The following is a 19,927-nucleotide window of genomic DNA, read 5'->3' as shown; positions in this document are numbered from 1 at the left end:
CGCTCTTCGGGCGTGAGGTTGTCGGGGAGCTTGTGCTTCCTCACAGATCCGTCCCGATGTTCAGGTAGATCTGGAAGCTGGAATCCGGATCGTTCAGGCCGTGCGCCACGTCCAGCCGCACCGGTCCCACCGGCGAGCGCCAGCGCAAGCCGACGCCGATGCCGGTGCTGAGATCGGGGCGCGTGCCATCGAAGGCGCTGCCGGTGTCGACGAACACCGCGCCGCCGTACGGGCCGCCCTTCGGATAGAACTCGTACTCGACGCTGCTGGTCAGCACGTTCTTCGCGCCGAGCGCGTAGTCGCCGCGGCGCGGACCGACTTCGCGCCACGCATAGCCGCGGATGCTGCGGTCGCCGCCGGCGAAGAAGCGCAGCGACGGCGGCATCGCCACCAGCGAGCTGGTGAACGTGTGGCCGTACTCGCCGCGCACGATCAGCGAGCTGTTGGTCTTGTAGCGCTGCGACCAGCGCGCGCGCATGTGGAACTGCAGGAAGTTGGCGTCCGATCCCGCACCGTCCAGGCCACCGCGCAGCAGGATGGAACCGGCCAGCTGGTCGGGACGGTTCGAGCCGATGGGCGTGTTGGTGTAGTCCGCGCGCAGCGAGGGATAGCTGAAGGTGGCGTACTGCACGGTGGTATCCGGCAGGCCCGTGAGCGGATCGTTCTCGACGTAGCGCCAGCGCTCGCGCAGCGAATGGATCGAGGCGATGGCGGTCCAGTCCTCGCTGACCTGGCCACTGCGGCTGCCGGTCAACTCGACATGGCGCAGGTCGATGTAGTCGGTCTGCTCGTCGCTGGCCTGCACGCCGAGGGTGTACCAGCCGTCCAGCCACTTGAACGCGGGAATGCGGTACTGCGTCAGCAGCGTCTTGCGCTTCTGCGCGTAGTCCAGGAACGTGGACAGCTTGTGTCCGCGCGAGTTGACGTAGCGGCGGTCCAGCCCCAGACGGATGCCGGGGCCGCTCTGGGTGCCGTAGCTGAGGCCGGCGGTGTAGATGTCGCGCTTGGCCAGTTCCAGCTTCACGTCGATCGGCACGCGGCCGTCCTCGGCCTTGTCCGGATTGGCCTGGATGTCGATGCTGGAAAAATAGTCCAGGCCCACCAGCGATTCGCGCAGACGGTCCAGCTTGCCCTGGTGGAAGTAGCTGCCTTCTTCCCAGTACACCAGCTTCTCCAGCAGGCCCGGGTTGAACTTGTCCTGGTGGAAGGTGGTGACGCCCATGTCGTAGCGGATGCCGCTGACCCAGCCCAGTGCGATGTCGGCGGCGTGGTCGGCGCGCGTGACCTCGACGCGGCGGTGGGTGAAGTCGGCATCGAAGTAGCCGCGATCGGCCAGGCGCCGCACGATGGCCAGCTTGCTCGCTTCGTATGTGGTGTGATCGAAGACGTCGCCGACCTTTGGTGCGAACGACGCCAGGTCTTCCTTCAGGTAGCGGTCGTCGCCGCCTTCGCCGTCGATGGAGAGGTCGCGCTGGCGCACGCGCACCGGTTCGCCAAGCGCCACCCGCACCGTCACCGTCAGCGTTTCATTGTCCGCGCCTTCGGTACGGGGCGCGCCGAGGGTGACGGTAGGCGAGTAGTAGCCGAAGGGTTCCAGCGCTTCGCGCGTCTCGGCAACTGCTTCGCCAAGCAGGTATTCCAGCCGCGATTCACCCAATCGCTTGCCGAGCGAGTCGTTCAGCGACAGCGCGGCGTTGATGTTCTCGACCATCAACTCGTCATCAAGCCCTACGACCTCCACCTTCTCCACTGTGGTCGCCGCCCACGCGGGCGCGGTGGCGACAAACAGGTACAGGGCGGTGGCGAAGCGGGGGATTCGACGCATGCGCGAAGGATACCCGGTGCGGGTTAAGCGGGGTGAAGGGTGGGCGCGTATTTCAGCTCGCGGTTCACGCGACCCGTCGGTCACCGCATGCGGAATACGCCCTCGCCCCGCGTGCGGGGAGAAGGGAACCCAACTCAGCTCGACAGATGCTCGATCGCCGCCACCGCGCGGAAGCGGTCGGCCAGGCGCTTGAGCAGGGCCAGGCGGTTGGCGCGCACCGCCTGATCGTCCGCGTTGACCATCACGCCGTCGAAGAACGCATCGACCTGCGGGCGCAGGCGGGCGAGGTGGTTCAGCACGGTGACGTAGTCATGGTGATGCAGCGCTTCGTCGGTCTCGCCGAGCACGGCTTCCACCGCTTCGGCCAGTGCGCTTTCGGCCGGATCGGTCAGCAGCGCACGGTCGATCACGTGCGGGATGGCGATGTCGGCCTTCTTCAGGATGTTGCCGATGCGCTTGTTGGCCGCGGCCAGCGCCTCGGCCTCCGGCAGCGTGGCGAAGGTACCGATCGCATCCAGGCGCGTGTCGAAGTCGTACAGCGAGGCCGGCTTCAGTTCCGCCACCGTGGTGAAGTGCGCGGCGGGCACGCCCTTGTCGGCGTAGTAGCCGCGCAGGCGGTCGAGGATGAAGGGATAAATTTCCTCATAGCCGACCTCACTCAAGGACGCGAGCTGTGCCCAAACAACCTCATTGATGGGCACGCCTTTGCTTTCAGCGTGGGCTTTTGCTGCTGCTCGGTCAGATTCGCGCATCGCCATGATTTGCTCAAGGACCTTGCCTGAAGCAAAGCGGATCAACTCATTCAAATCTAGGTTGAACCCGCTCTCGATCACCGTCCGCGCCAAGCCCAGCGCATTACGCCGCAGCGCGAACGGGTCCTTGTTGCCGGTCGGCTTCAGGCCCGCGGCGAAACCGCCGGCCAGCGTGTCCAGGCGCTCGGCGATGGCGAGCACCTTGCCCAGTGGCGACAGCGCGATGTCGTCGCCGGCGAAACGCGGCTGGTAGGCCTCGTCGATGGCCAGCGCGATCTCTTTCGGCTCGCCGGCGGCAAGCGCGTAGTGGCGGCCCGCGATGCCTTGCAGTTCGGGGAACTCGTTGACCATGCGCGACTGCAGGTCGTTCTTCGCCAGTGTCGCGGCACGACGTGCCTGCGCGGGATCGGCACCGACCTGCGTTGCGATGGTTTCCGCCAGCGCGGCCACGCGCGCGACCTTGTCGGCGACGCTGCCCAGCTTGGCCTGGTAAGTGACGGTCTTCAGGCCGTCGCCCATCGATGCGAGGCCCTGCTTCAGGTCCTCGTCGAAGAAGAACTTCGCATCGGCGAAGCGCGGGCGGATCACGCGCTCGTAGCCCTTGCGTACTTCCCCGACGTTCTGCGATTCGATGTTGGCGATGCCGATGAAGTGCTCGGTCAGCTTGCCGCCGTCGCTGAGCACCGGGAAGAACTTCTGGTTGATCTCCATCGTCTCGATCAGCGCTTCCTGCGGCACGGCCAGGAAGGCGGCTTCGAAACTGCACAGCACCGCCGCCGGCCACTCGGTCAGGCAGACCACCTGCTCCAGGTTGTCGTCGGTGATGCGCGCGCTGCCGCCGGCCTGCTCGGCCGCCTTGTGCACCTCGGCCACGATGCGCGCGCGGCGGGCGTCGGGGTCGACCAGCACCTTCGCGCCTTCCAGCGCGATGACGTAGTCGTCAGGGTCGTTGATCCACACCGGCTTGTCGTGCTCGAAGCGATGGCCGCGGCTCATGCGGTCGGACGTCACGCCCAGCACCTCGGCCGGCACCACGTCCTTGCCCAGCAGCAGCACCAGCCAGTGCACCGGCCGTGCGAAGGCGTAGTCGTGGTCGCCCCAGCGCATCGGCTTGGGGATCGGCATGCCGGCGAGCGCGTCGCGCACGATGTCGGCCAGCAGGTCGGCGGTCTGTGCGCCGGGCTTCACCGCGCGATGGACGAAACGCTCGCCCTTGCCGTCGGTGGTGCGTTCCAGCTGCGTCCAGTCGATGCCGGACTTCGTGGCAAAGCCTTCCAGCGCCTTGGTCGGCGCGCCGTTCGCGTCCAGCGCGATGTTGAGGTACGGGCCCAGCACTTCGGACGTCTGCTCCGGCTGTTCCACGTCCACGGCAGGCAGCAGCACGGCGAGGCGGCGCGGCGTGTAGAGCGGCTTGGCGTCGCCACGCTCGAAACCGATGCCGCGCTTCTCCAGCGCCACGGTCACGCCGTCGAAGAAGGCCTGCGCCAGGCCCGGCAGCGCCTTGACCGGCAGCTCTTCGGTGCCCAGTTCGATCAGCAGGGATTTTTGTTCGCTCATGTACATGCAACCTTGAGTTGTTCCCTTCTCCCTGCGGGAGAGGGGCTTTAAGCGGTTTCTTTCTTCACGCCCGGGAAGCCCAGCTTCTCGCGCTGCGCGTAGTACGCCTCAGCCACCGCCTGCGCCAGCTTGCGCACGCGCAGGATGTAGCGCTGGCGCTCGGTGACGGAGATCGCGCGGCGCGCGTCCAGCAGGTTGAAGCTGTGGCTGGCCTTGCAGACCTGCTCGTAGGCGGGCAGGGGCAGACCCACGTCGACCAGCTTCAACGCTTCCTTCTCGCAGGCATCGAAGCGGTGGAACAGTTCCTCCACGTCGGCGTGCTCGAAGTTGTACGTGCTCTGTTCCACCTCGTTCTGGTGGTAGACGTCGCCGTACTTCACCACGCCCTGCGGGCCGACCGTCCACACCAGGTCGTAGACGTTGTCGACGTTCTGCAGGTACATGCAGAGGCGCTCGAGGCCGTAGGTGATCTCGCCCAGCACCGGGCGGCATTCCAGCCCGCCAGCCTGCTGGAAGTAGGTGAACTGGGTGACTTCCATGCCGTTCAACCAGACTTCCCAGCCCAGGCCCCAGGCACCGAGCGTCGGCGATTCCCAGTTGTCCTCGACGAAGCGCAGGTCGTGAACGCGCGGGTCGATGCCCAGCGCCTTCAACGAGCCCAGGTACAGCTCCTGGAGGTTGTCGGGGTTCGGCTTCATCACCACCTGGTACTGGTAGTAACGCTGCAGCCGGTTGGGGTTGTCGCCGTACCGGCCGTCAGTGGGGCGGCGGCTCGGCTGCACGTAGGCGGCATTCCACGGTTCCGGTCCCAGCGCACGCAGGAAGGTCGCGGGGTGGAAGGTGCCGGCGCCGACTTCCAGGTCCAGCGGCTGGATCAGTACGCAGCCCTGGTCGGCCCAGTACTGGTTCAGGGTCTGGATCAGGGCCTGGAAGCTCAGGCCCTGGAAGGTGGTTACCGGTGAAATGGTTTGTCCGGCCATCGCGTCATCGTGCACTGCGGAAAAGCGGGCTAGTATACGGGCAAGCCCTTGTCCTTCCGCCGCTTTTTGCCTGTTTGACGCCGTCGTGGATATGCCCGTGAACGCCCCTTTCCTCATCGTCGAAACCGGCCAGCCGGTGCGTTCGATGCGGCGTTATGGCGGCTTCCCGCACTGGATCCGCGTGGCCGCCGGACTGGAAGCGGACGAGACCGTGGTGGCGAATGTCGAGCGCGGCGATACGCTGCCTTCGCGCGAAGGGTTTGCCGGTGTCATCGTCAGCGGCTCCGCTGCGATGGTCACCGACCGTGCCGACTGGAGCGAACGCAGCGCCGAGTGGCTGCGCGATGCCGCCCACGAAGGCCTGCCGCTGCTGGGCATCTGCTATGGCCACCAGTTGCTGGCGCATGCCCTCGGTGGCGAAGTCGCCTACAACCCGGCCGGGCGCGAATCCGGCACCGTCCACATCGACCTGCACCCGCATGCGCAGGACGATCCGCTGTTCTCGGCATTGCCGCTGAAATTCACCGCCCACGCCACCCACGTGCAGACCGTGGCGCGGCCGCCGGAAGGCGCCACCGTGCTGGCGCGCTCCGAGCAGGACGACTGTCACGCGTTCCGCTGGCGCGACCGCGCCTGGGGCGTGCAGTTCCACCCCGAATTCGCCACCCACCACATGCGCGGCTACGTGCATGCGCGTGCCGAGCACCTGCGTAGCGAAGGCCGCTGCCCGGGCACGATCGCCCGCAGCGTGACGGCGGCGCCGCAAGCCCGCAAACTATTGCGGCGGTTCGTCCGCCATGCGCGTGGCCTGCACGCGCGCTGAGTCCTCCTGCTGTACCTCTCCCAGAGAACCCCGATGTCGACGATCAACAAGGTGCCGGCCAGTGCGGGCGCAGAATGGCTGCTGGCGGGCTTCGCCCTGCTGAAGCGCGCGCCCGTGCCGCTCGCGACGCTGGCGGTACTCTGGGGTCTGTTGTCGATGGTTGTGGCGCTGGTGGCGGTGACAGTGCCGGCGATGACGCTGGCCATGCAGTTCCTGCTGGTGCTGGCGGGGCCGCTGTTCTTCGCGGGCATGCTCTGGGCCGTGCGCGAAGTGGACGAGGGGCGCACGGCACAACCGTCGAACCTGCTGCAGCCCGTCCGTGACGGCCATGCGCCCGCATTGCTGGCTACGCTGCTGCCGCAACTGCTGGCGGCGCTGGTCATGGGGGCGCTGCTGTTCGTGATGGTGGGCACCGAACAGCTGCAGCACCTGGCCGACGTTTACCAGAAGATGCAGACCATCGCGGCCGCCGGTGGCCAGCCGGATCCTTCGTTAGTGGAAGGCTTGCCGGCCGGTCGCCTGCTGCTGTGGTTGTTGCTGGTGACCGTCGTCTTCGTGGCGGTGAAGTGGATGACGTTCATCGCATCGCCGCAGATCCTGTTCTCCGGCGCGCACGTCATGGACGCCATGCGCAACAGCCTGCGCGCCTGCGTGCAGAACTGGACCGCGATGCTGGTGTTCTACCTGCTGGCCGGCATCGCCATCTTCGCCGTCGGCATGGGCTCGCTGCTGGTGGCCTCGATCCTGGCGCTGGCCGTCGGCGGCACCATCGCGATGGGGCTCTGGCAGTTCACCCTGATGGCGGTCGTGATGCCGGTACTGGCCGGCGCGGCCTACGCGGCATGGCAGCAGATGCTCGGTGCCGGTACGGATACGGCGGCTGGGCCGGGCGCGTCGACGCGGATCGAGGTCTGAGCCTCGAAGATCGGTGGGCCGAGGCCCACCCTACGAAGCGGGCTGTTCCTTCGGCTTCAGCCAGCCCGCCGCGATGATGCCGACCTCATACAAGAGGCACATCGGAATCGCGAGCATCAGCTGCGACACCACATCCGGTGGCGTGATCAGCGCGGCGATGACGAACACGCCGACGATGGCGTAGCCGCGGCCCTCGCGCAGCTGCTGCGGCGTGACCCAGCCCAGCAGCACCATGATCACCAGCGCCACCGGCAGCTCGAAGCTGACACCGAAGGCCAGGAAGATCACCATCACGAAGTCCAGGTACTTCGCCGGGTCCGGCGCCAGCGTCACGATGTCCGGTGTGAACACCGTCAGCGCATGGAACACGCTGGGCAGCACCAGGAAGTAGGCGAACGCGCAGCCCGCGTAGAACAGCACGATGGCCGACACCAGCAACGGCATCGCCAGCCGCTTCTCGTGCCTGTACAGGCCGGGCGCGACGAAACTCCACGCCTGGAACAGCAGCCACGGCGAAGACAGGAACAGGGCGAGGAAGAACGCCAGCTTGATCGGCGCGAAGAAGCCGGAGGTCGGGTCGCTGGCGATCATCTGCGTGGCCTGCCCGGCGGGCAGCTGGGAAATCAGCGGCTGGGCGAGGCGGTCATAGAGCTGGCGTACGAACGGCAGCAGCGCGAGCAGGATGAGGCCGGTGCCCGCGAGTCCGCGCATCAGTCGCGTGCGAAGCTCCAGCAGGTGTTCCATCAGGCTGCTTTCGGCCTCCTGACCCGAGGACTCGCGGTTCATCGCGTCTCCTTCGGCGGGAACAGGTCGGCGGTGGTGCCAGCTTCCGGTGCATCGACCGGGGCGTCCTCTACGGGCGCAAGGGTCGGCTCGGGCGCCGGCTCCGCGATGGCTGCCGACGGCTTCGCCAGCGCCGGGGGCGTGATCGCGGATTCGACGTCGTCGCGCAGTGCCTTGGCGTCATCCCGCGCGGCCTGGCGGACGTCTTCGAACTGCTGTTCGGTTTCCCGCGTGCTGTCGCGGATGCGCTGTTCGGTATCACGCAAGGCGTCTTGGGCGTCCTTGAGGTTGCGCTTCAGTTCCTCGGAGGCGAGCTCGCGCTCCAGCTCGTCCTTGACCGAGTACCACTGTGCCCGCGCACGGCGTACCCACAGGCCGGCGAAGCGCGCCGCCTTGGGCAGGCGTTCGGGACCCAGCACGATCAGCGCGACGACCGCGATGACCAGCAGTTCACTGAAACCGATATCGAACATGGTCGCGGCGGGCGTCCCGCCGGATCAGTTGGCGTCGCGGTCGCGCTCTTTGGCGGCGCTGGACTCATCGGTGCGCGACTGGTCGTTCAACTGGCCAGCCGGCTTGTCGTCGTCCTTCATGCCCTTCTTGAAACCCTTGACCGCTTCGCCCAGGTCCTGACCCGCGTTGCGCAGGCGCTTGGTGCCGAAGACGAGCAACACGACCACCAGCACGATGATCCAATGCCAGATGCTCAAACCGCCCATGGTGTGCTCGCAGGAAAGTTGGGGCGCTCAGGATAGCGCAGGCGGACCGCCGGGATGGCGATCCACCGCCCATTACTTCCGTTACGGGGAGCCATCCAGCGGCTCGGTGCGCACTTCGCCGTCCTGCACGGGCTCGAATCCCTGTGTCTGGGCAGGCGCCTCGACGACGACCGGCGCGACCGCCGGGGCCGGCGCACGGGCGGCGGTAGCTGCCGGGCCCGTCGTGCCGCGATTGCCGCGGGCGAGTTCGGTGACTTCTTCCAGCTCGTCGCGGAAGCCGACCACGGCATTCGACGGCTGGCCCACGCGGCTCTCGAAGATGGCACGCGGCGTGGCCGCGCTGCCGTAGACCGCGGTGTTGGCGTCGTCATCGATCTGCAGCACGGCGCCGTCGAGCGCCACGCCGGCGAACAGGCCGCGTGCACGCGACCACGACCAGATCTCCGCCTTCAGCTGGCCGTCGGTGGACGCGCTCGCGTTCCGGCCGACCGGGCCGGCGGCGACGCCGGCATCGGCGCCGAGGGTGAACTTGCCGTTGACGATGGAGTCGAGCGAACGGTCGTTGCGGAACACCAGCACCACGTCCGACGACTGCACGCCGGCCTGGAAACCGATGCTGCCGCCGGTGAGCTTGATGAAGACCGGTTGCGACCAGCTGCCGTCGGCACTCTTCACCGACATCAGGCCGTGGCCGCGACGGCCGCCGATGACCAGGCCTGCCTTCAGCGTGTCGGGGATGACGATGATCGCCTTGCCTTCGTCGAGCAGCTTGTCGGGAATGCCGTTCTCGGGGATGCGCTGGATCTCGTTGAGGACACGCACGGCGTTGGTCGCGCGCTCGTCCTCCTTGGGACCCGCGATGGCCTGGCCGGCGAACAGGGCGGCGGCCAGCGCGAGGGCGGTGGGCGGCAGCAGGCGGCGGGAGGTGCGGTTCATGGCGGCTCCATCAGGGGATTTCGCAGCAGGAGGCTGCAGCTGGCTGAAAGTAGGCGGGGGCGGATGAATCAGTGCTGACAATGGCCGGCCTGCATCCGCGGCGTCGGAACGTCGCACGGCATCGGCGTGGCCGCAACGCTCTGACACAATACGCGGATGCCAGCCACCACGCCCGCTACTGCGCTGCTCCTCGTCAACCTTGGCACGCCCGAGGCGCCCACCGCACCGGCGGTGCGCCGCTACCTTGCCGAGTTCCTCAGCGACCGCCGCGTGGTGCAGATTCCCTGGCTGCTGTGGCAACCGCTGCTGCGGGGCGTGATCCTGCCGCTTCGCGGACCGAAGGCGGCAGAAAAGTACGCCAGCATCTGGATGCCGGAAGGCTCGCCGTTGGCGGTGTACACCCGCCGGCTCGCCGAGGCCGTGCAGGCAGCGTTGCCGGACTGGCGCGTACAGGATGCGATGCGCTACGGCCGGCCGGCCCTGGCCGAGCGCCTGCGCGCGCTGCGCGCCGACGGCATCCGTCGCGTCGTGGTGTTGTCGCTGTACCCGCAGTACTCCACGACCACGACGGAATCGGTACGCGATGTGGTCGCGCGCGAGGCGATGGGGCTCGATGTGCAGTTCATCGAGGACTATTCGGTCGATCCCGGCTGGGTGGCGGCCGTGGCGACCTCGATCCGGCAATGGCGCGAGCGTCACGGCGCCGGCGACCACCTGCTGTTTTCCTACCATGGCCTGCCGCAGCGTGTGGCGCGCAACGGCGATCCGTACCCGCAGCGCTGCGAGGCCAGCACGCGCGCGATCGTGCAGGCGCTGGGCTTGCGCGATGACGAATGGACGCTGACCTACCAGTCCCGGTTCGGCAAGGAGCGCTGGCTGGAGCCTGCCACCGACCGCACGCTGCAGTCACTGGCGGCGCGTGGTGTGCAACGCGTCGACGTGGTCTGTCCCGGTTTCGCGGTGGACTGCCTCGAGACGCTGGAAGAGATCGCCATGCAGAACGCAGAGTTGTTCCATGAAGCGGGAGGTGGTGAGCTTCGCTACGTGCCCTGCCTCAATGACGGTGCCCTGCACGCCGACGCATTGGCATCGCTGGCGCAGCGTGTTGCCGGTGCGGGGACATGACGCTGCGCGACTTCGCGGTCGACATTCCGTTGGGGCGGATCACTGGCCTGCGGACCGGCGACGAAGGTCCGCGCGTGCTCGCACTGCATGGCTGGCTGGACAACGCCGCCAGCTTTGTCCCGTTGGCGGACCATCTGCCCGGCGTGCAGTTGGTGGCGCCCGACCTTCCGGGCCATGGACGCAGCGCGCATCTCGCGCCGGGGGCCGAATACACCAGTGGCGTCGCGGTCAACGCGGTGCTCGACATCGCCGATGCGCTGGGATGGGAGACGTTTTCGCTGCTCGGTCATTCGATGGGTGCCGGCATCGCCAGCCTGATGGCGGCCGCGGTGCCGGAACGCGTGCAGCGACTGGTCGTGATCGAGGCGCTGGGTGGCCTTGCGGAGACGGTGGAACGCACCGCCGACCGCTGGCGCGAGTCGATCGCGGCCGCACGTGCGTTGCCGGGTAAGCAATTGCGGGTGTTCGCCGATCTCGCGGCACCGATCCGGGCGCGCATGCTCGCCAACCAGCTGAGCGAGCCGGCAGCACGACTGCTCGTCGAGCGTGGTGTACGGCCGGTGGAGGGCGGATTCGTCTGGAGCAGCGACCCGCGCCTGACGCTTCCCACGCCGCAGCGGCTGGATGAAGCGCAGTTGGCGGCGCTGGTGGCCGGCATCGCCTGCCCGACGATGGTGGTCTATGCGGACCCGCCGCAACCGTATTTTCCCGAGCCCTTGCGCTCGCATCGCGCGTCGCTGCTGCCGGATGGCCGCTTGCATGTCATGGCCGGCACGCATCACCTGCACATGGAAGATCCTGCGCGCGTCGCCGCGCTGATATCAGGCTTTCTGACGCGCTGAGCCGCCGTGCTTGGCGGCATGGAATTCCACGGCCAGCGCCACGTCGCCCTTGCGGATCGGTGCGCTGCTCCGCCACCACGCGGTAGTGACCGCATCCAGTTCGCGGTCTTCCTGCGCCAGGCGGCGCAGCAGCGTGATGTCGTCCGCGCTTGCCAGTTGTTCGTCGGGCAGGTAATAGCGCTCCAGCGGCAGCCGTCCCGCCTCGGGCGTGCGCGTCAGGCGCGCCACGAGCGCCGCGATCGCGAGGCCCAGCAGGCCGTAACCCGCCAACAGGGTGGGAATCGACCCTTGCGCGCTGCCGAGCCACGCGACGGCCGCCGCAGTCACCAGCAACACGACGAGCAGTGCGCCAATGCGATCGAACCGCTGGATCTTGCTGGCGGCGTGGCGTCGTTCACGAGCACGTGCGGAGGCTTCTTCCACCGACAGGCTCTTGCGACTCATCACGGCGCGTCGGGCCTGGAGACTGGCGGCCGTCTCCGAGGGTGGAATCGCGTACAGCGAGAACCCGCGCATCGACTCCACTTTTCCCGATTCGCGAGGACGGTCCGCGACGGGAGGCGGGGAAGACAACGGAGGGAGAATGGGGCGACGGTCCATGGGCGGCATCGATAGGAAGGAGGGGCCGGGTAGCGGTCCCGCATTCCCTGCGGGACCGAAAGTACTGGCTTACCTTCAAAATCGTGACGAACGTCTCATTCAGGACATGAGATGAATCACGTTGCTCGACAAGGGCCTCAGCGCGCCTGCAACAGCCGGTGCAACCGGGCCTTCAGCGGACGCCCGTGGGCGTGGAACCATTGCCGTTCATCGCGCCACGCGGGGAAGCGGGTCTCGACTTCCGCCCAGAACGCAGGCGAATGGTTGGCCTGCAGCAGGTGGCAGAGCTCATGGACCAGGACGTACTCGAACGCCGAGGGACGGCCCAGCACCAGCGCCAGATCCAGTGTCAGCGTGCCGTCGGGGGCCAGCGAGCCCCATTGCGAGGACATCACCTTCAAGCGGATCTGGCGCGGCGCACGCGGCAGTCCGGCAAGGTAGGCCGGTAGCCATCGCCCGATGTCGGCACGGGCTTCGGCCTCGTAGAACGCGCGCAGCGTCCGCCGCAGCGTGGCATCGCTGACGCGCGCAGGCAGGCGCACGTGGACGCCATCCTCCAGCCGCTCGATGCGGGCGAAGCGGCCCTCGTGCCAGTGCAGCGGAACGTCCTCGCCGCGCAGCGGCAGGTGCGGTGTGACGCCGGGGACGAAAGCGGGCAGGTCGTCGTGCGGCATGTAGCGGGCGAGTTGCTCGGCCAGCCAGCCGCGGTGCTGCTGCAGGAAGCGGTCGCCCGACACCAGGCTGGCGCGCCACGGCAGCGTCAGGCGCGCGCCACGCTCGTCGATGCTGAGCTTCAGCCGCTTGGCGCGAGGGTCGCGGACACGCTGGACGTCCAGCACGCGGCCATCCTCCAGCGTCACCGTTACCGTATCGCGCTCCACGCTGCGCGGCGTGCGGGTGATCAGGCGCTGGAGCAGGGACGGCATGGAGGACGATGGTAGCGGATGGGCCGCCGCGGTCGCGTGCGCTCAGTCGGCCTTGCTGAGTTTCAGCGCGTGCTCCAGCACCAGGAACAGCCGCTTCACCTCGCCCGACATCAGGGCGAAGCGCGCATCCAGCTCGGCGCGCAGGTCGTCGTGCTCGGTGTTCTCCAACTGGTCGACCGCACCATCGAGGAACTTCAGCTTGCGCACGATCAGGTCCTCGCCCAGGACGAAGGACACGTGGTCGTCCAGCACCAGCGCCAGCTTGGTGACCTGCTTGCCGGCTTCCAGGTGCTTGGCGATCTCGTCGCTCTGCAGTTCCTGGTTCTGGCACTTCACCACCGCGCCACCGTCCATCGCGTCCTTGAGCTCGCATTCCTCGCCCAGCGACAAACCTTCCGGCAAGGCTTCGCCGGCGATCCAGCCGGTCAGCACGTTGCGCGGCGCCACTTCGGCGTTGAGCGGCAACGCGGGGAAGCTGCCCAGCGCGCGGCGCACTTCCGACACCACGTTCTCGCCGGTCTTGCGCGAGGACGCGTCGATGGCGATGAAGCCATGCTCCAGATCGATCAGTGCGTCGGTACGCGAGGGCTTCACGAACGCGCGCGGCAGCAGTTCGTGCAGCAGGTCGTCCTTCAGCCGCTTGCGGGTCTTGCCGCCGGGCTTGCGGCCTTCCTTCGCCTCGATCTCCTGCAGCTTCTTCTGCAGCAGGTCGTTGACCACGGCGCCGGGCAGGATCTTGTCCTCGCCGCCCACGCTCAGCCAGATGGCGTCGTTGATGCGGTGGGACAGCGCGTCCTCGCCACGGCCGAACGGCGAGATGAAGCCGCGCGAGGACAGCTCCAGCGGCCCGACCGGCTTGAGGGCGGCCTCCGGGAGCAGTTCATCGAGCTGGGAGAAATCGAGGGAGGTGGGGAAGCGGAACAGCGTCAGATTGCGGAAGAACATCGAAAGACAGGTCTCTGGAAAGCGGAAAGGCCATGCCGCGGTGGGCGTGGTCGAAGGGGAGTATCAGGTGTCGTCGGCGACAGGATCGCCCGCCAGCCACTGGTCTGCGCCGGGCAGTGCGGCACCGTCGCGATGGCCGAGTGACCGGAAATCGAACAGGGCCGGATCGCTGAGCTGCGACGGGCGGATGTCGCCCAGCGCGCGTGCGATGGTCTCGATGCGGCCGGGCGTGTCGCGTTCCCACGCGTCCATCATCTTCTTGACCTGCTTGCGCTGCAGGTTTTCCTGGCTGCCGCACAGGTTGCAGGGAATGATGGGAAAGGCCTTGGCGTCGGCGTATTCGGCGATGTCGTCCTCGCGCACGTAGGCGAGCGGGCGGATCACCACGTGCTTGCCGTTGTCCGACAGCAGCTTCGGCGGCATGCCCGAGAGCTTGGCGTGGAAGAACAGGTTGAGGAAGAACGTCGCCACCAGGTCGTCGCGGTGGTGTCCCAGCGCGATCTTGGTGAAGCCGTTCTCCTCGGCGTAGCGGTACAGCGCGCCGCGGCGCAGGCGCGAACACAGCGAGCACATCGTCTTGCCTTCCGGAATCACCCGGCTGACCACCGAATAGGTGTCCTGCTCGATGATGTGGAACGGCACGCCGACGCGTTCCAGGTACTTCGGCAACACATGCGCGGGAAAGCCGGGCTGCTTCTGGTCCAGGTTCACCGCCACCAGCTCGAAGCGCACCGGCGCCTTCTTCTGCAACTGCAGCAGGATGTCCAGCATCGTGTAGCTGTCCTTGCCGCCGGACAGGCAGACCATCACCTTGTCGCCGTCCTCGATCATGCCGAAGTCGGCGATCGCCTGGCCGACCTGCCGGCGCAGGCGCCTGGCCAGCTTGCCCTGCGCGTGCCCGGCGTGACGCGGATCGGCGACCGTGCGGCGCAGGACGGGGTCGGGCAGGGGCAGGACGGCGCTCATGGCCGTCATTGTACCGGGGTGCGGTGACGCCCCCGCGGCCAGCGGTGTACGCTCGACGGGTGGAAACAGACAACCCCGCCGACATCGCTGACAAGATCGCCACGCTGCGGACCGAGCACCGTGATCTCGACGAGGCCATCGCGCGCCTGGCGGACGACGCGGACGCGGATGAGGTTGCGATCAAGCGGCTGAAGAAGCGCAAGTTGTGGCTCAAGGACTGCATTGCGCGGCTGGAAAGCGCGCAGATCCCGGACGAGCCGGCCTGACGCAGCGACACCTTTCGACCCACCTCTGAAGTTCGAATCTGACGCTGGGCGTCACCCTTGACCGATCGCCGGCGCTCCGGTGAGCGCTGTCCGGGGGTGCGATGCCCGCATCGCGGTCCTTCGCTGCCGATTCCCGGGAAGCGCTCCGGTTGGCGCGATGCTTGCTTGATAGCCAGGTGTGGGGATTTCCCCTACGACCCAATGACCGCCTGCCGTCCTGCCGGCACCGCGGTTCCCAATGACAGACCATGTGCGCGACTGCGCCGTGGCGAGGGAGTGGCATGGAGCAGGACAAGCCGTTCAACCACCGGATGCCGTCATCGGCGCGTGAGGCGCGGATCGCGGCGGCGTCGACCGAGGACGCGCTCGCCGGCATCGGATTGCGGATGCGGCGCATGCTGCCCGGCGACTCGCTGGGCGACGTGCCGCGCTTGCGTCGCGAAGTCTACTTCCACGAACAGGGCCATTTCGGCGACCGCAGCCGACGGGTCACCGACGGCCTGGATGCCTGCGGCACCACGCTGGCCGTGGAGAAAGGCGCGCAGGCCATCGCCACGCTACGCCTGCACGATTTCGCGCCGCTCGCCGTGCAGGTGGAGTACGGCAGCCTGTTCCAGATCGACGCGTTCGCACGCACCTGGCCGCTGTCGCACGTGGCGGTGGGCACGCGGTTCGCCGTGCAGGCCGACCAGCGCAGCAAGCCGGTGGTGGACCGGCTGATGGAAGAGGCGTATCGCTGGGCGCAGGAAGCGCGCATCCAGTTCTGCCTGATGGCCTGCGAACCCTTCCTGCATGGCGTGTTCGAACACTACGGCTTCCGCGAATACCTGCCGCCGGCGATCCTGCCCGGTGGTGTGGACCTGCTGCGCATGGTGCTGGTGATGGAGGACGAGCCGTATCTGTCCGAATGCGGTTCGCCGCTGCACCGTCTGATCCGCGAGCCCGCGCGCGCGCTGCCTGCGAAAGCGTGGCTGACGCGCTCGTTCCACGCCTTGTCCTGACCGGCGTCCCGGCCAGCGGACGGCATCAGTCCTGCGCCGTAGCCGCCGGCTCGGTGGGTACGGTGGCCTTCACCGCTTCCGGGCTGACCTTCTCGATGGTGTGGCGCAGCTCGCGGCCGAGGATGGCCTTGGCGTCGCGCGCCCATGCGTCCAGGCGGTCGTCGAACAGCAGCTTGCTGTTCTCGTCCGGCCAGACCAGCCTCAGTTCGCGCAGCTTCTGGATGAAGCCGCGGAACAGCGTCTTGTCGAAGAACTCCGGCGCCGCCGGCGCGTACAGCAGGCTGAGGCGCTGCGCCGCCTGCTGGCACAGGCTTTCCAGTTCGGCGGCACCCAGCGTGCCGGGTCCGTTCTTCACCAGCACCGAGATGGCGATGTAGTAACGCTCGAACGCCTGTTGCAGCGAGTGGCCGATCGCACGGAGGCGGAACACCTCGTCGGTCTGGCCGGCGCTGCGCGCCAGGATGCCGCCATCGTCGTCGTTGACCTGCTGCAGCAGGCCTTCGCGGACGAAGACCTCGATGGTGCGCTCCATGCGCTCGGCGAACTCGTCCTCGCTCCACGGCAGGAACAACTCGGCCTGCAGGAACGGATACAGCGTGCGCCCCAGCCGCAGCACGCCGGCACGGCTCATGCGGCGGTTGTTCTGGAAGCAGCAGGCGATCCACGACGACGCCGTGAACAGGTGCAGTACGTTGTTGCGGTAGTAGCTCAGCAGCACCGCGGTGTCGTCGTCCACGCTCAGCACGTCGCCGAGCGGATGCTTGATCCGCTGCAGCATGTTGATGTCTTCGGCGTGGGAAATGATGCGGTCTGGCGAGTGCGGGGTGACGGTGACGCGGTCGGAGTACGGCAGTTCGGCGAGCAGCGTCTTCGACAGTTCGATCTGCGCGATCAGGTCGGCTTCGCCCATCGCGTGCTTGGGCGTGGACAGCAGCGCCAGCGCCAGCAGGTTGATCGGGTTCACGTCGGCGGCGCGGTTGATGTTGACCTGGATCTGCTGGGCCAGCGCATCGACGATGTCGGACAGCCACGCCGGCTTTTCCTCTTCGCCGACCGGCGTGCCGTCCCATTCCGGCGCGTGCTTGGCCAGCGCGTCGTTCAACGGAATCGGCTCGCCGAAGTTCACCACCACCTGGCCGTAGTTCTGTCGCAACACCTTGGGGATGCCCCACAGCACGGCCCAGATGGATTCCTTTTCCTTCGGTCGGCCGCTGAGTTCGTCCAGGTAGCTGGTGCCTTCCAGCAGCTTCTCGTAGCCGATGTAGACCGGCTGGAACAGCACCGGCTTGCGCGGCTGGCGCAGGAACGCGCGCAGCGTCATCGAGATCATGCCGCCCTTGGGCGGCAGCAGCCGGCCGGTGCGCGAGCGCCCGCCTTCGATGAAGTACTCCAGCGAGTAGCCGCCGGAGACCAGCTGCGCTACGTATTCGGTGAACACCGCCGAGTACAGCGGGTTGCCACGGAAGCTGCGGCGCATGAAGAACGCGCCGCCCTTGCGCAGCAGCGTGCCGACGACGGGCAGGTTGAGGTTGATGCCGGCCGCGATGTGCGGCGGCACGATGCCGCGTTCGTACAGCAGGTACGACAGCAGCAGGTAGTCCATGTGGCTGCGGTGGCAGGGCACGTAGACGACTTCATGGCCCGGCGCGGCTTCCTTGAACTTGTCCAGGTGGTGGACCAGCACGCCGTCGTAGATCTGGTTCCACACATGGCTCAGCAGGAAGCTGGCCGAACGCACCACCGGGTTGGAATAGTCGGCGGCGATTTCCCACGCGTAGGCGTGCGCTTTCTTCCACGCATCCTCCGGCTTGGACTTGTCGCGCCGGGCCTGCTCGACGATGGCCTCCTTCACCGGGTCGGCGGCCAGCACCTGGTCCACCAGCAGGCGGCGGGTCGACAGGTCGGGGCCGATGACCGCTTCGCGGATGCGGTGGAAGTGCGTGCGCAGGACGCGCGAGAGCTTGCGGACGGTGCGTTCGGGTTCCAGGCCTTCGTCGACGGTGCCGCGCAGCGATACCGGCGGCGCGAAGCGCACGATGGTGCCGCGACCGTTGAGCAGGATGGCGAGCAGGCGGCGGAAGCGGCCGACGATGGCCCAGTTCTCGGAGAACAGTACCGAGAACCAGCCGCTCTGCTTGTCCGGTGCACGGCCGACGAAGATCGACACCGGCACCAGTTGCACGTCCAGCGTCGGGCTGGCGCGATGCGCCTGCAGCAGCTTGGCCAGCGAGCCGGAATGGGTCTTGGCGCTGATCTGGTCGGGAATCAGCGTGCTGGCGTTGCGGCGCGACAGCGCCACGTACGCGCGCTTGCGGCCGAGCGGATTGCCGCCGACCGGCAGCGGCACCAGCGGCGAGGGCAGGCCGGCGTCGCGGCAGGCGCGGTCGAGGATCAGCGCGTTCGACAGGCCGTAGTCTTCCAGCACGTAGCAGACCGGGCGGCCGTCCAGCAGGTCGGCCGGCACGCCGGGCTCGATGTTCAGCGCCAGCCACGGATCGGCGAGGCGGCCCAGCATCCGCGCCCACAGGGGGCGCTTGGCCTGTCGCGTTGCGCTCGGGGGCGCCATCGGCACGCCTGCAGTCACCGGCGCATCGTCGCCGGCCACGGGATCGGGCGACGCGTCGGGCGCAGGCGCATCCGTCGCGGCGGGCTTCTTGCCGGACGGCGTCGGGGTTGGGCCGTCCGGGAACGGCAGGGAATTCTGTTCAGGCATCGGCCGCATTATGGCCCACGCCTGTGGCCGGCTGGAAAGCGGTTACAGCGCAGGGTGCGGCTCGTTCATCCAGGCCCAGCGTGGTGAAAATCGTGCTGCGTCTGGAACAAGTGGATGATTGGGAAGGAATCTTCCTCGCCCGGCATCAGCGGTCGGGCGGGGCTGGCGAGGGGGCCGTGCCGTTTCCAGGTGCCGTGACCGGCGAAGCGGGAGGCGTCAGTGCAGGAGCGGCGCCCGCCAGTACATCCTCGGCATGCCTGAGGTAGTCGGTGAGGTACCACTGGCCATCGCGCCGGGTCAGGCTGACGACGGTATCGATCTCGCGTTCGCCCAGCGGGTAATGGATGCGCACGGTGGCGATGTCGCCCTTCTGTTCGACCAGGCCGGTGCGCAGGTCGGCGAACGTGGCGTCCAGCGGCAGCCCGTAGCGCGTGAACGTGGCTTTGGCCTCGATGAAGAACGGCGTCAGCCGCTGCAGGCTGGCGGTCATGCCGGCGTCGTTCAGGGCCTGCTCGGTGCTCAGCCCGCTGCGGCGCGCCGCCGGCGCCAGTCGTGCCAGCGTGGCCTTGGCCAGCGCGGGATCGCCGAGCGGCGCCTGCTGCGCCCAGTCGCCGAGGGCCGCGATCACCTGCGCGTAGTGGTCGCGTTCCTCCTGGGTGTAGTCGCCCTCGTTCTTCACGTACTGCACGCCGAATAGGCCCAGTGTCCGTTCCGCATCCTTCGCCGACAGCGCGGCGAGCATCGGCACCAGCTTGTCTTCCAGCGGCAGCTCGGTCAGCGGCCAGCGGCTCTGGCCGGCGCGCCAGGCGATGTCGAGCCGCGCGTGGACGTCCGGCGGGACGGCATCACGCGCGAATCCAACCAGATCGTTGCGCTGCAGGTGGGTCGCCAGCTGGCGGACGGCGGCGGCGGGTTCGCTGGCGGCGCCGGCGAGCTCCACGGGTTCGCGCTTCTTGCAGGCGGCCAGCAGCGCCAGCGACAGCCCGAGGGCTGCCAGCACGCGCAGGACGGACGCGGACGGCTTCGGCTTCATGCAGTGTGACTCCCCAGTCGCCCCGCATCTTCGCGGCCGAGGCGGAGGCGGGCAAGCATGGCCGTCGCAAGTTGCCCGTCGCCGGGCAATAAAAAAGGAGGCCGGGCGTCTTGCGACGTCACGGACCTCCTGAAATCCGGTCGAAACCGGAGGACGAAGTGTTGTGGCACATCTCCGGCCCAAGGGCCGGATGCGCACAGCCTACCTGCGCCCGAATGCT

At 67.8% G+C, this 19,927-nt stretch carries 19 protein-coding genes; 6 read left to right on the top strand and 13 right to left on the bottom strand.

Annotated features, from left to right (window positions below; translation table 11 throughout):
* Positions 1-40: 40 nt before the first annotated feature.
* The 3 genes from AX730_RS06540 to glyQ all read right to left on the bottom strand — a co-directional run bounded on the left by AX730_RS06540 (position 41) and on the right by glyQ (position 5,114).
* Positions 41-1,825: an autotransporter assembly complex protein TamA gene (locus AX730_RS06540; RefSeq protein WP_062353703.1), complete on the bottom strand. Its 1,785-nt coding sequence runs from the start codon at positions 1,823-1,825 to the stop codon at positions 41-43.
* Between the two features lie 134 nt (positions 1,826-1,959).
* Positions 1,960-4,134 (bottom strand): glycine--tRNA ligase subunit beta, encoded by a 2,175-nt coding sequence (gene glyS, locus AX730_RS06535; protein ID WP_062353812.1) that lies wholly within the window; start codon positions 4,132-4,134, stop codon positions 1,960-1,962.
* 47 nt (positions 4,135-4,181) lie between these two features.
* Positions 4,182-5,114: a glycine--tRNA ligase subunit alpha gene (gene glyQ, locus AX730_RS06530; protein ID WP_062353809.1), complete on the bottom strand. Its 933-nt coding sequence runs from the start codon at positions 5,112-5,114 to the stop codon at positions 4,182-4,184.
* A 91-nt stretch (positions 5,115-5,205) separates the two neighbouring features.
* On the opposite strand from glyQ, the gene AX730_RS06525 reads away from it, so the two are divergent.
* Together AX730_RS06525 and AX730_RS06520 are read left to right on the top strand one after the other, a co-directional pair.
* On the top strand, positions 5,206-5,937 hold the full coding sequence (locus AX730_RS06525) for a glutamine amidotransferase (protein WP_062353701.1): 732 nt from the start codon (positions 5,206-5,208) through the stop codon (positions 5,935-5,937).
* Positions 5,938-5,970: 33 nt separating this feature from the next.
* Positions 5,971-6,852 (top strand): BPSS1780 family membrane protein, encoded by an 882-nt coding sequence (locus AX730_RS06520; protein WP_062353699.1) that lies wholly within the window; start codon positions 5,971-5,973, stop codon positions 6,850-6,852.
* A gap of 30 nt (positions 6,853-6,882) precedes the next feature.
* Here the strand turns inward: AX730_RS06520 and tatC are convergent, their stop codons facing one another.
* The 4 genes from tatC to AX730_RS06500 all read right to left on the bottom strand — a co-directional run bounded on the left by tatC (position 6,883) and on the right by AX730_RS06500 (position 9,290).
* Positions 6,883-7,638, bottom strand: coding sequence for a twin-arginine translocase subunit TatC (tatC, locus tag AX730_RS06515; RefSeq protein WP_062353696.1), 756 nt, complete (start codon positions 7,636-7,638; stop codon positions 6,883-6,885).
* Positions 7,635-8,108, bottom strand: a complete 474-nt coding sequence (gene tatB / locus AX730_RS06510; RefSeq protein ID WP_062353693.1) for a Sec-independent protein translocase protein TatB — start codon at positions 8,106-8,108, stop codon at positions 7,635-7,637. Before tatB ends, tatC begins: the two co-directional genes overlap by 4 nt.
* 24 nt (positions 8,109-8,132) lie before the next feature.
* Positions 8,133-8,354 carry a Sec-independent protein translocase subunit TatA gene (gene tatA / locus AX730_RS06505; RefSeq protein WP_062353690.1) on the bottom strand — a complete coding sequence of 74 codons (222 nt, stop codon included), beginning with the start codon at positions 8,352-8,354 and terminating at the stop codon, positions 8,133-8,135.
* 81 nt (positions 8,355-8,435) lie between these two features.
* Entirely contained in the window at positions 8,436-9,290 is an 855-nt protein-coding gene (locus AX730_RS06500) for a lipid-binding SYLF domain-containing protein (protein ID WP_062353688.1), read from the bottom strand.
* Between the two features lie 156 nt (positions 9,291-9,446).
* Between AX730_RS06500 and hemH the strand changes: the two genes are divergently transcribed.
* Together hemH and AX730_RS06490 are read left to right on the top strand one after the other, a co-directional pair.
* On the top strand, positions 9,447-10,415 hold the full coding sequence (gene hemH / locus AX730_RS06495) for a ferrochelatase (RefSeq protein ID WP_062353686.1): 969 nt from the start codon (positions 9,447-9,449) through the stop codon (positions 10,413-10,415).
* Positions 10,412-11,257: an alpha/beta fold hydrolase gene (locus tag AX730_RS06490; protein WP_062353682.1), complete on the top strand. Its 846-nt coding sequence runs from the start codon at positions 10,412-10,414 to the stop codon at positions 11,255-11,257. The genes hemH and AX730_RS06490 overlap by 4 nt, the downstream gene beginning before the upstream one ends.
* Here the strand turns inward: AX730_RS06490 and AX730_RS06485 are convergent.
* From AX730_RS06485 to ttcA, 4 genes are all read right to left on the bottom strand, one after another.
* Positions 11,237-11,701 carry a hypothetical protein gene (locus AX730_RS06485; protein ID WP_157074127.1) on the bottom strand — a complete coding sequence of 155 codons (465 nt, stop codon included), beginning with the start codon at positions 11,699-11,701 and terminating at the stop codon, positions 11,237-11,239. The genes AX730_RS06490 and AX730_RS06485 overlap by 21 nt on opposite strands.
* A 293-nt stretch (positions 11,702-11,994) precedes the next feature.
* Positions 11,995-12,783, bottom strand: coding sequence for a YgjP family zinc-dependent metalloprotease (locus AX730_RS06480; protein ID WP_062353676.1), 789 nt, complete (start codon positions 12,781-12,783; stop codon positions 11,995-11,997).
* Between the two features lie 42 nt (positions 12,784-12,825).
* Positions 12,826-13,728: a recombination-associated protein RdgC gene (locus AX730_RS06475; protein ID WP_062353674.1), complete on the bottom strand. Its 903-nt coding sequence runs from the start codon at positions 13,726-13,728 to the stop codon at positions 12,826-12,828.
* 63 nt (positions 13,729-13,791) lie between these two features.
* Complete coding sequence (gene ttcA, locus AX730_RS06470; RefSeq protein ID WP_062353671.1) at positions 13,792-14,703, bottom strand: tRNA 2-thiocytidine(32) synthetase TtcA; 912 nt, start codon at positions 14,701-14,703, stop codon at positions 13,792-13,794.
* A gap of 50 nt (positions 14,704-14,753) precedes the next feature.
* Here ttcA and AX730_RS06465 point away from each other — a divergent pair, with 50 nt between their 5' ends.
* Together AX730_RS06465 and AX730_RS06460 are read left to right on the top strand one after the other, a co-directional pair.
* Positions 14,754-14,960, top strand: coding sequence for a YdcH family protein (locus tag AX730_RS06465; RefSeq protein WP_062353668.1), 207 nt, complete (start codon positions 14,754-14,756; stop codon positions 14,958-14,960).
* Positions 14,961-15,241: 281 nt separating this feature from the next.
* Entirely contained in the window at positions 15,242-15,961 is a 720-nt protein-coding gene (locus AX730_RS06460) for an N-acyl amino acid synthase FeeM domain-containing protein (protein WP_062353665.1), read from the top strand.
* 25 nt (positions 15,962-15,986) lie between these two features.
* Here AX730_RS06460 and plsB read toward each other — a convergent pair whose 3' ends face one another.
* Together plsB and AX730_RS06450 are read right to left on the bottom strand one after the other, a co-directional pair.
* Positions 15,987-18,683, bottom strand: coding sequence for a glycerol-3-phosphate 1-O-acyltransferase PlsB (gene plsB / locus AX730_RS06455; protein WP_062353662.1), 2,697 nt, complete (start codon positions 18,681-18,683; stop codon positions 15,987-15,989).
* A gap of 136 nt (positions 18,684-18,819) precedes the next feature.
* Positions 18,820-19,707 carry a hypothetical protein gene (locus AX730_RS06450; RefSeq protein ID WP_062353659.1) on the bottom strand — a complete coding sequence of 296 codons (888 nt, stop codon included), beginning with the start codon at positions 19,705-19,707 and terminating at the stop codon, positions 18,820-18,822.
* Positions 19,708-19,927 lie beyond the last annotated feature (220 nt).

This window comes from Pseudoxanthomonas mexicana (assembly GCF_001556105.1).
GTDB lineage: Bacteria > Pseudomonadota > Gammaproteobacteria > Xanthomonadales > Xanthomonadaceae > Pseudoxanthomonas_A > Pseudoxanthomonas_A mexicana_A.
Note: the sequence above shows the minus strand (reverse complement) of the source record. Positions and strands in the feature narration are given on the sequence as shown.

What these genes read in the sequence shown, in the direction of transcription:
- AX730_RS06540 (WP_062353703.1), bottom strand. Translation starts at nt 1,825, where the DNA reads ATGCGTCGAATCCCCCGCTTCGCCACCGCCCTGTACCTGTTTGTCGCC.
- AX730_RS06525 (WP_062353701.1), top strand. Translation starts at nt 5,206, where the DNA reads ATGCCCGTGAACGCCCCTTTCCTCATCGTCGAAACCGGCCAGCCGGTG.
- plsB (WP_062353662.1), bottom strand. Translation starts at nt 18,683, where the DNA reads ATGCGGCCGATGCCTGAACAGAATTCCCTGCCGTTCCCGGACGGCCCA.
- AX730_RS06480 (WP_062353676.1), bottom strand. Translation starts at nt 12,783, where the DNA reads ATGCCGTCCCTGCTCCAGCGCCTGATCACCCGCACGCCGCGCAGCGTG.
- ttcA (WP_062353671.1), bottom strand. Translation starts at nt 14,703, where the DNA reads ATGACGGCCATGAGCGCCGTCCTGCCCCTGCCCGACCCCGTCCTGCGC.
- AX730_RS06485 (WP_157074127.1), bottom strand. Translation starts at nt 11,701, where the DNA reads ATGAGTCGCAAGAGCCTGTCGGTGGAAGAAGCCTCCGCACGTGCTCGT.
- glyS (WP_062353812.1), bottom strand. Translation starts at nt 4,134, where the DNA reads ATGAGCGAACAAAAATCCCTGCTGATCGAACTGGGCACCGAAGAGCTG.
- AX730_RS06520 (WP_062353699.1), top strand. Translation starts at nt 5,971, where the DNA reads ATGTCGACGATCAACAAGGTGCCGGCCAGTGCGGGCGCAGAATGGCTG.
- AX730_RS06475 (WP_062353674.1), bottom strand. Translation starts at nt 13,728, where the DNA reads ATGTTCTTCCGCAATCTGACGCTGTTCCGCTTCCCCACCTCCCTCGAT.
- tatA (WP_062353690.1), bottom strand. Translation starts at nt 8,354, where the DNA reads ATGGGCGGTTTGAGCATCTGGCATTGGATCATCGTGCTGGTGGTCGTG.
- AX730_RS06500 (WP_062353688.1), bottom strand. Translation starts at nt 9,290, where the DNA reads ATGAACCGCACCTCCCGCCGCCTGCTGCCGCCCACCGCCCTCGCGCTG.
- tatB (WP_062353693.1), bottom strand. Translation starts at nt 8,108, where the DNA reads ATGTTCGATATCGGTTTCAGTGAACTGCTGGTCATCGCGGTCGTCGCG.
- glyQ (WP_062353809.1), bottom strand. Translation starts at nt 5,114, where the DNA reads ATGGCCGGACAAACCATTTCACCGGTAACCACCTTCCAGGGCCTGAGC.
- tatC (WP_062353696.1), bottom strand. Translation starts at nt 7,638, where the DNA reads ATGAACCGCGAGTCCTCGGGTCAGGAGGCCGAAAGCAGCCTGATGGAA.
- hemH (WP_062353686.1), top strand. Translation starts at nt 9,447, where the DNA reads ATGCCAGCCACCACGCCCGCTACTGCGCTGCTCCTCGTCAACCTTGGC.
- AX730_RS06450 (WP_062353659.1), bottom strand. Translation starts at nt 19,707, where the DNA reads ATGAAGCCGAAGCCGTCCGCGTCCGTCCTGCGCGTGCTGGCAGCCCTC.
- AX730_RS06490 (WP_062353682.1), top strand. Translation starts at nt 10,412, where the DNA reads ATGACGCTGCGCGACTTCGCGGTCGACATTCCGTTGGGGCGGATCACT.
- AX730_RS06460 (WP_062353665.1), top strand. Translation starts at nt 15,242, where the DNA reads ATGGAGCAGGACAAGCCGTTCAACCACCGGATGCCGTCATCGGCGCGT.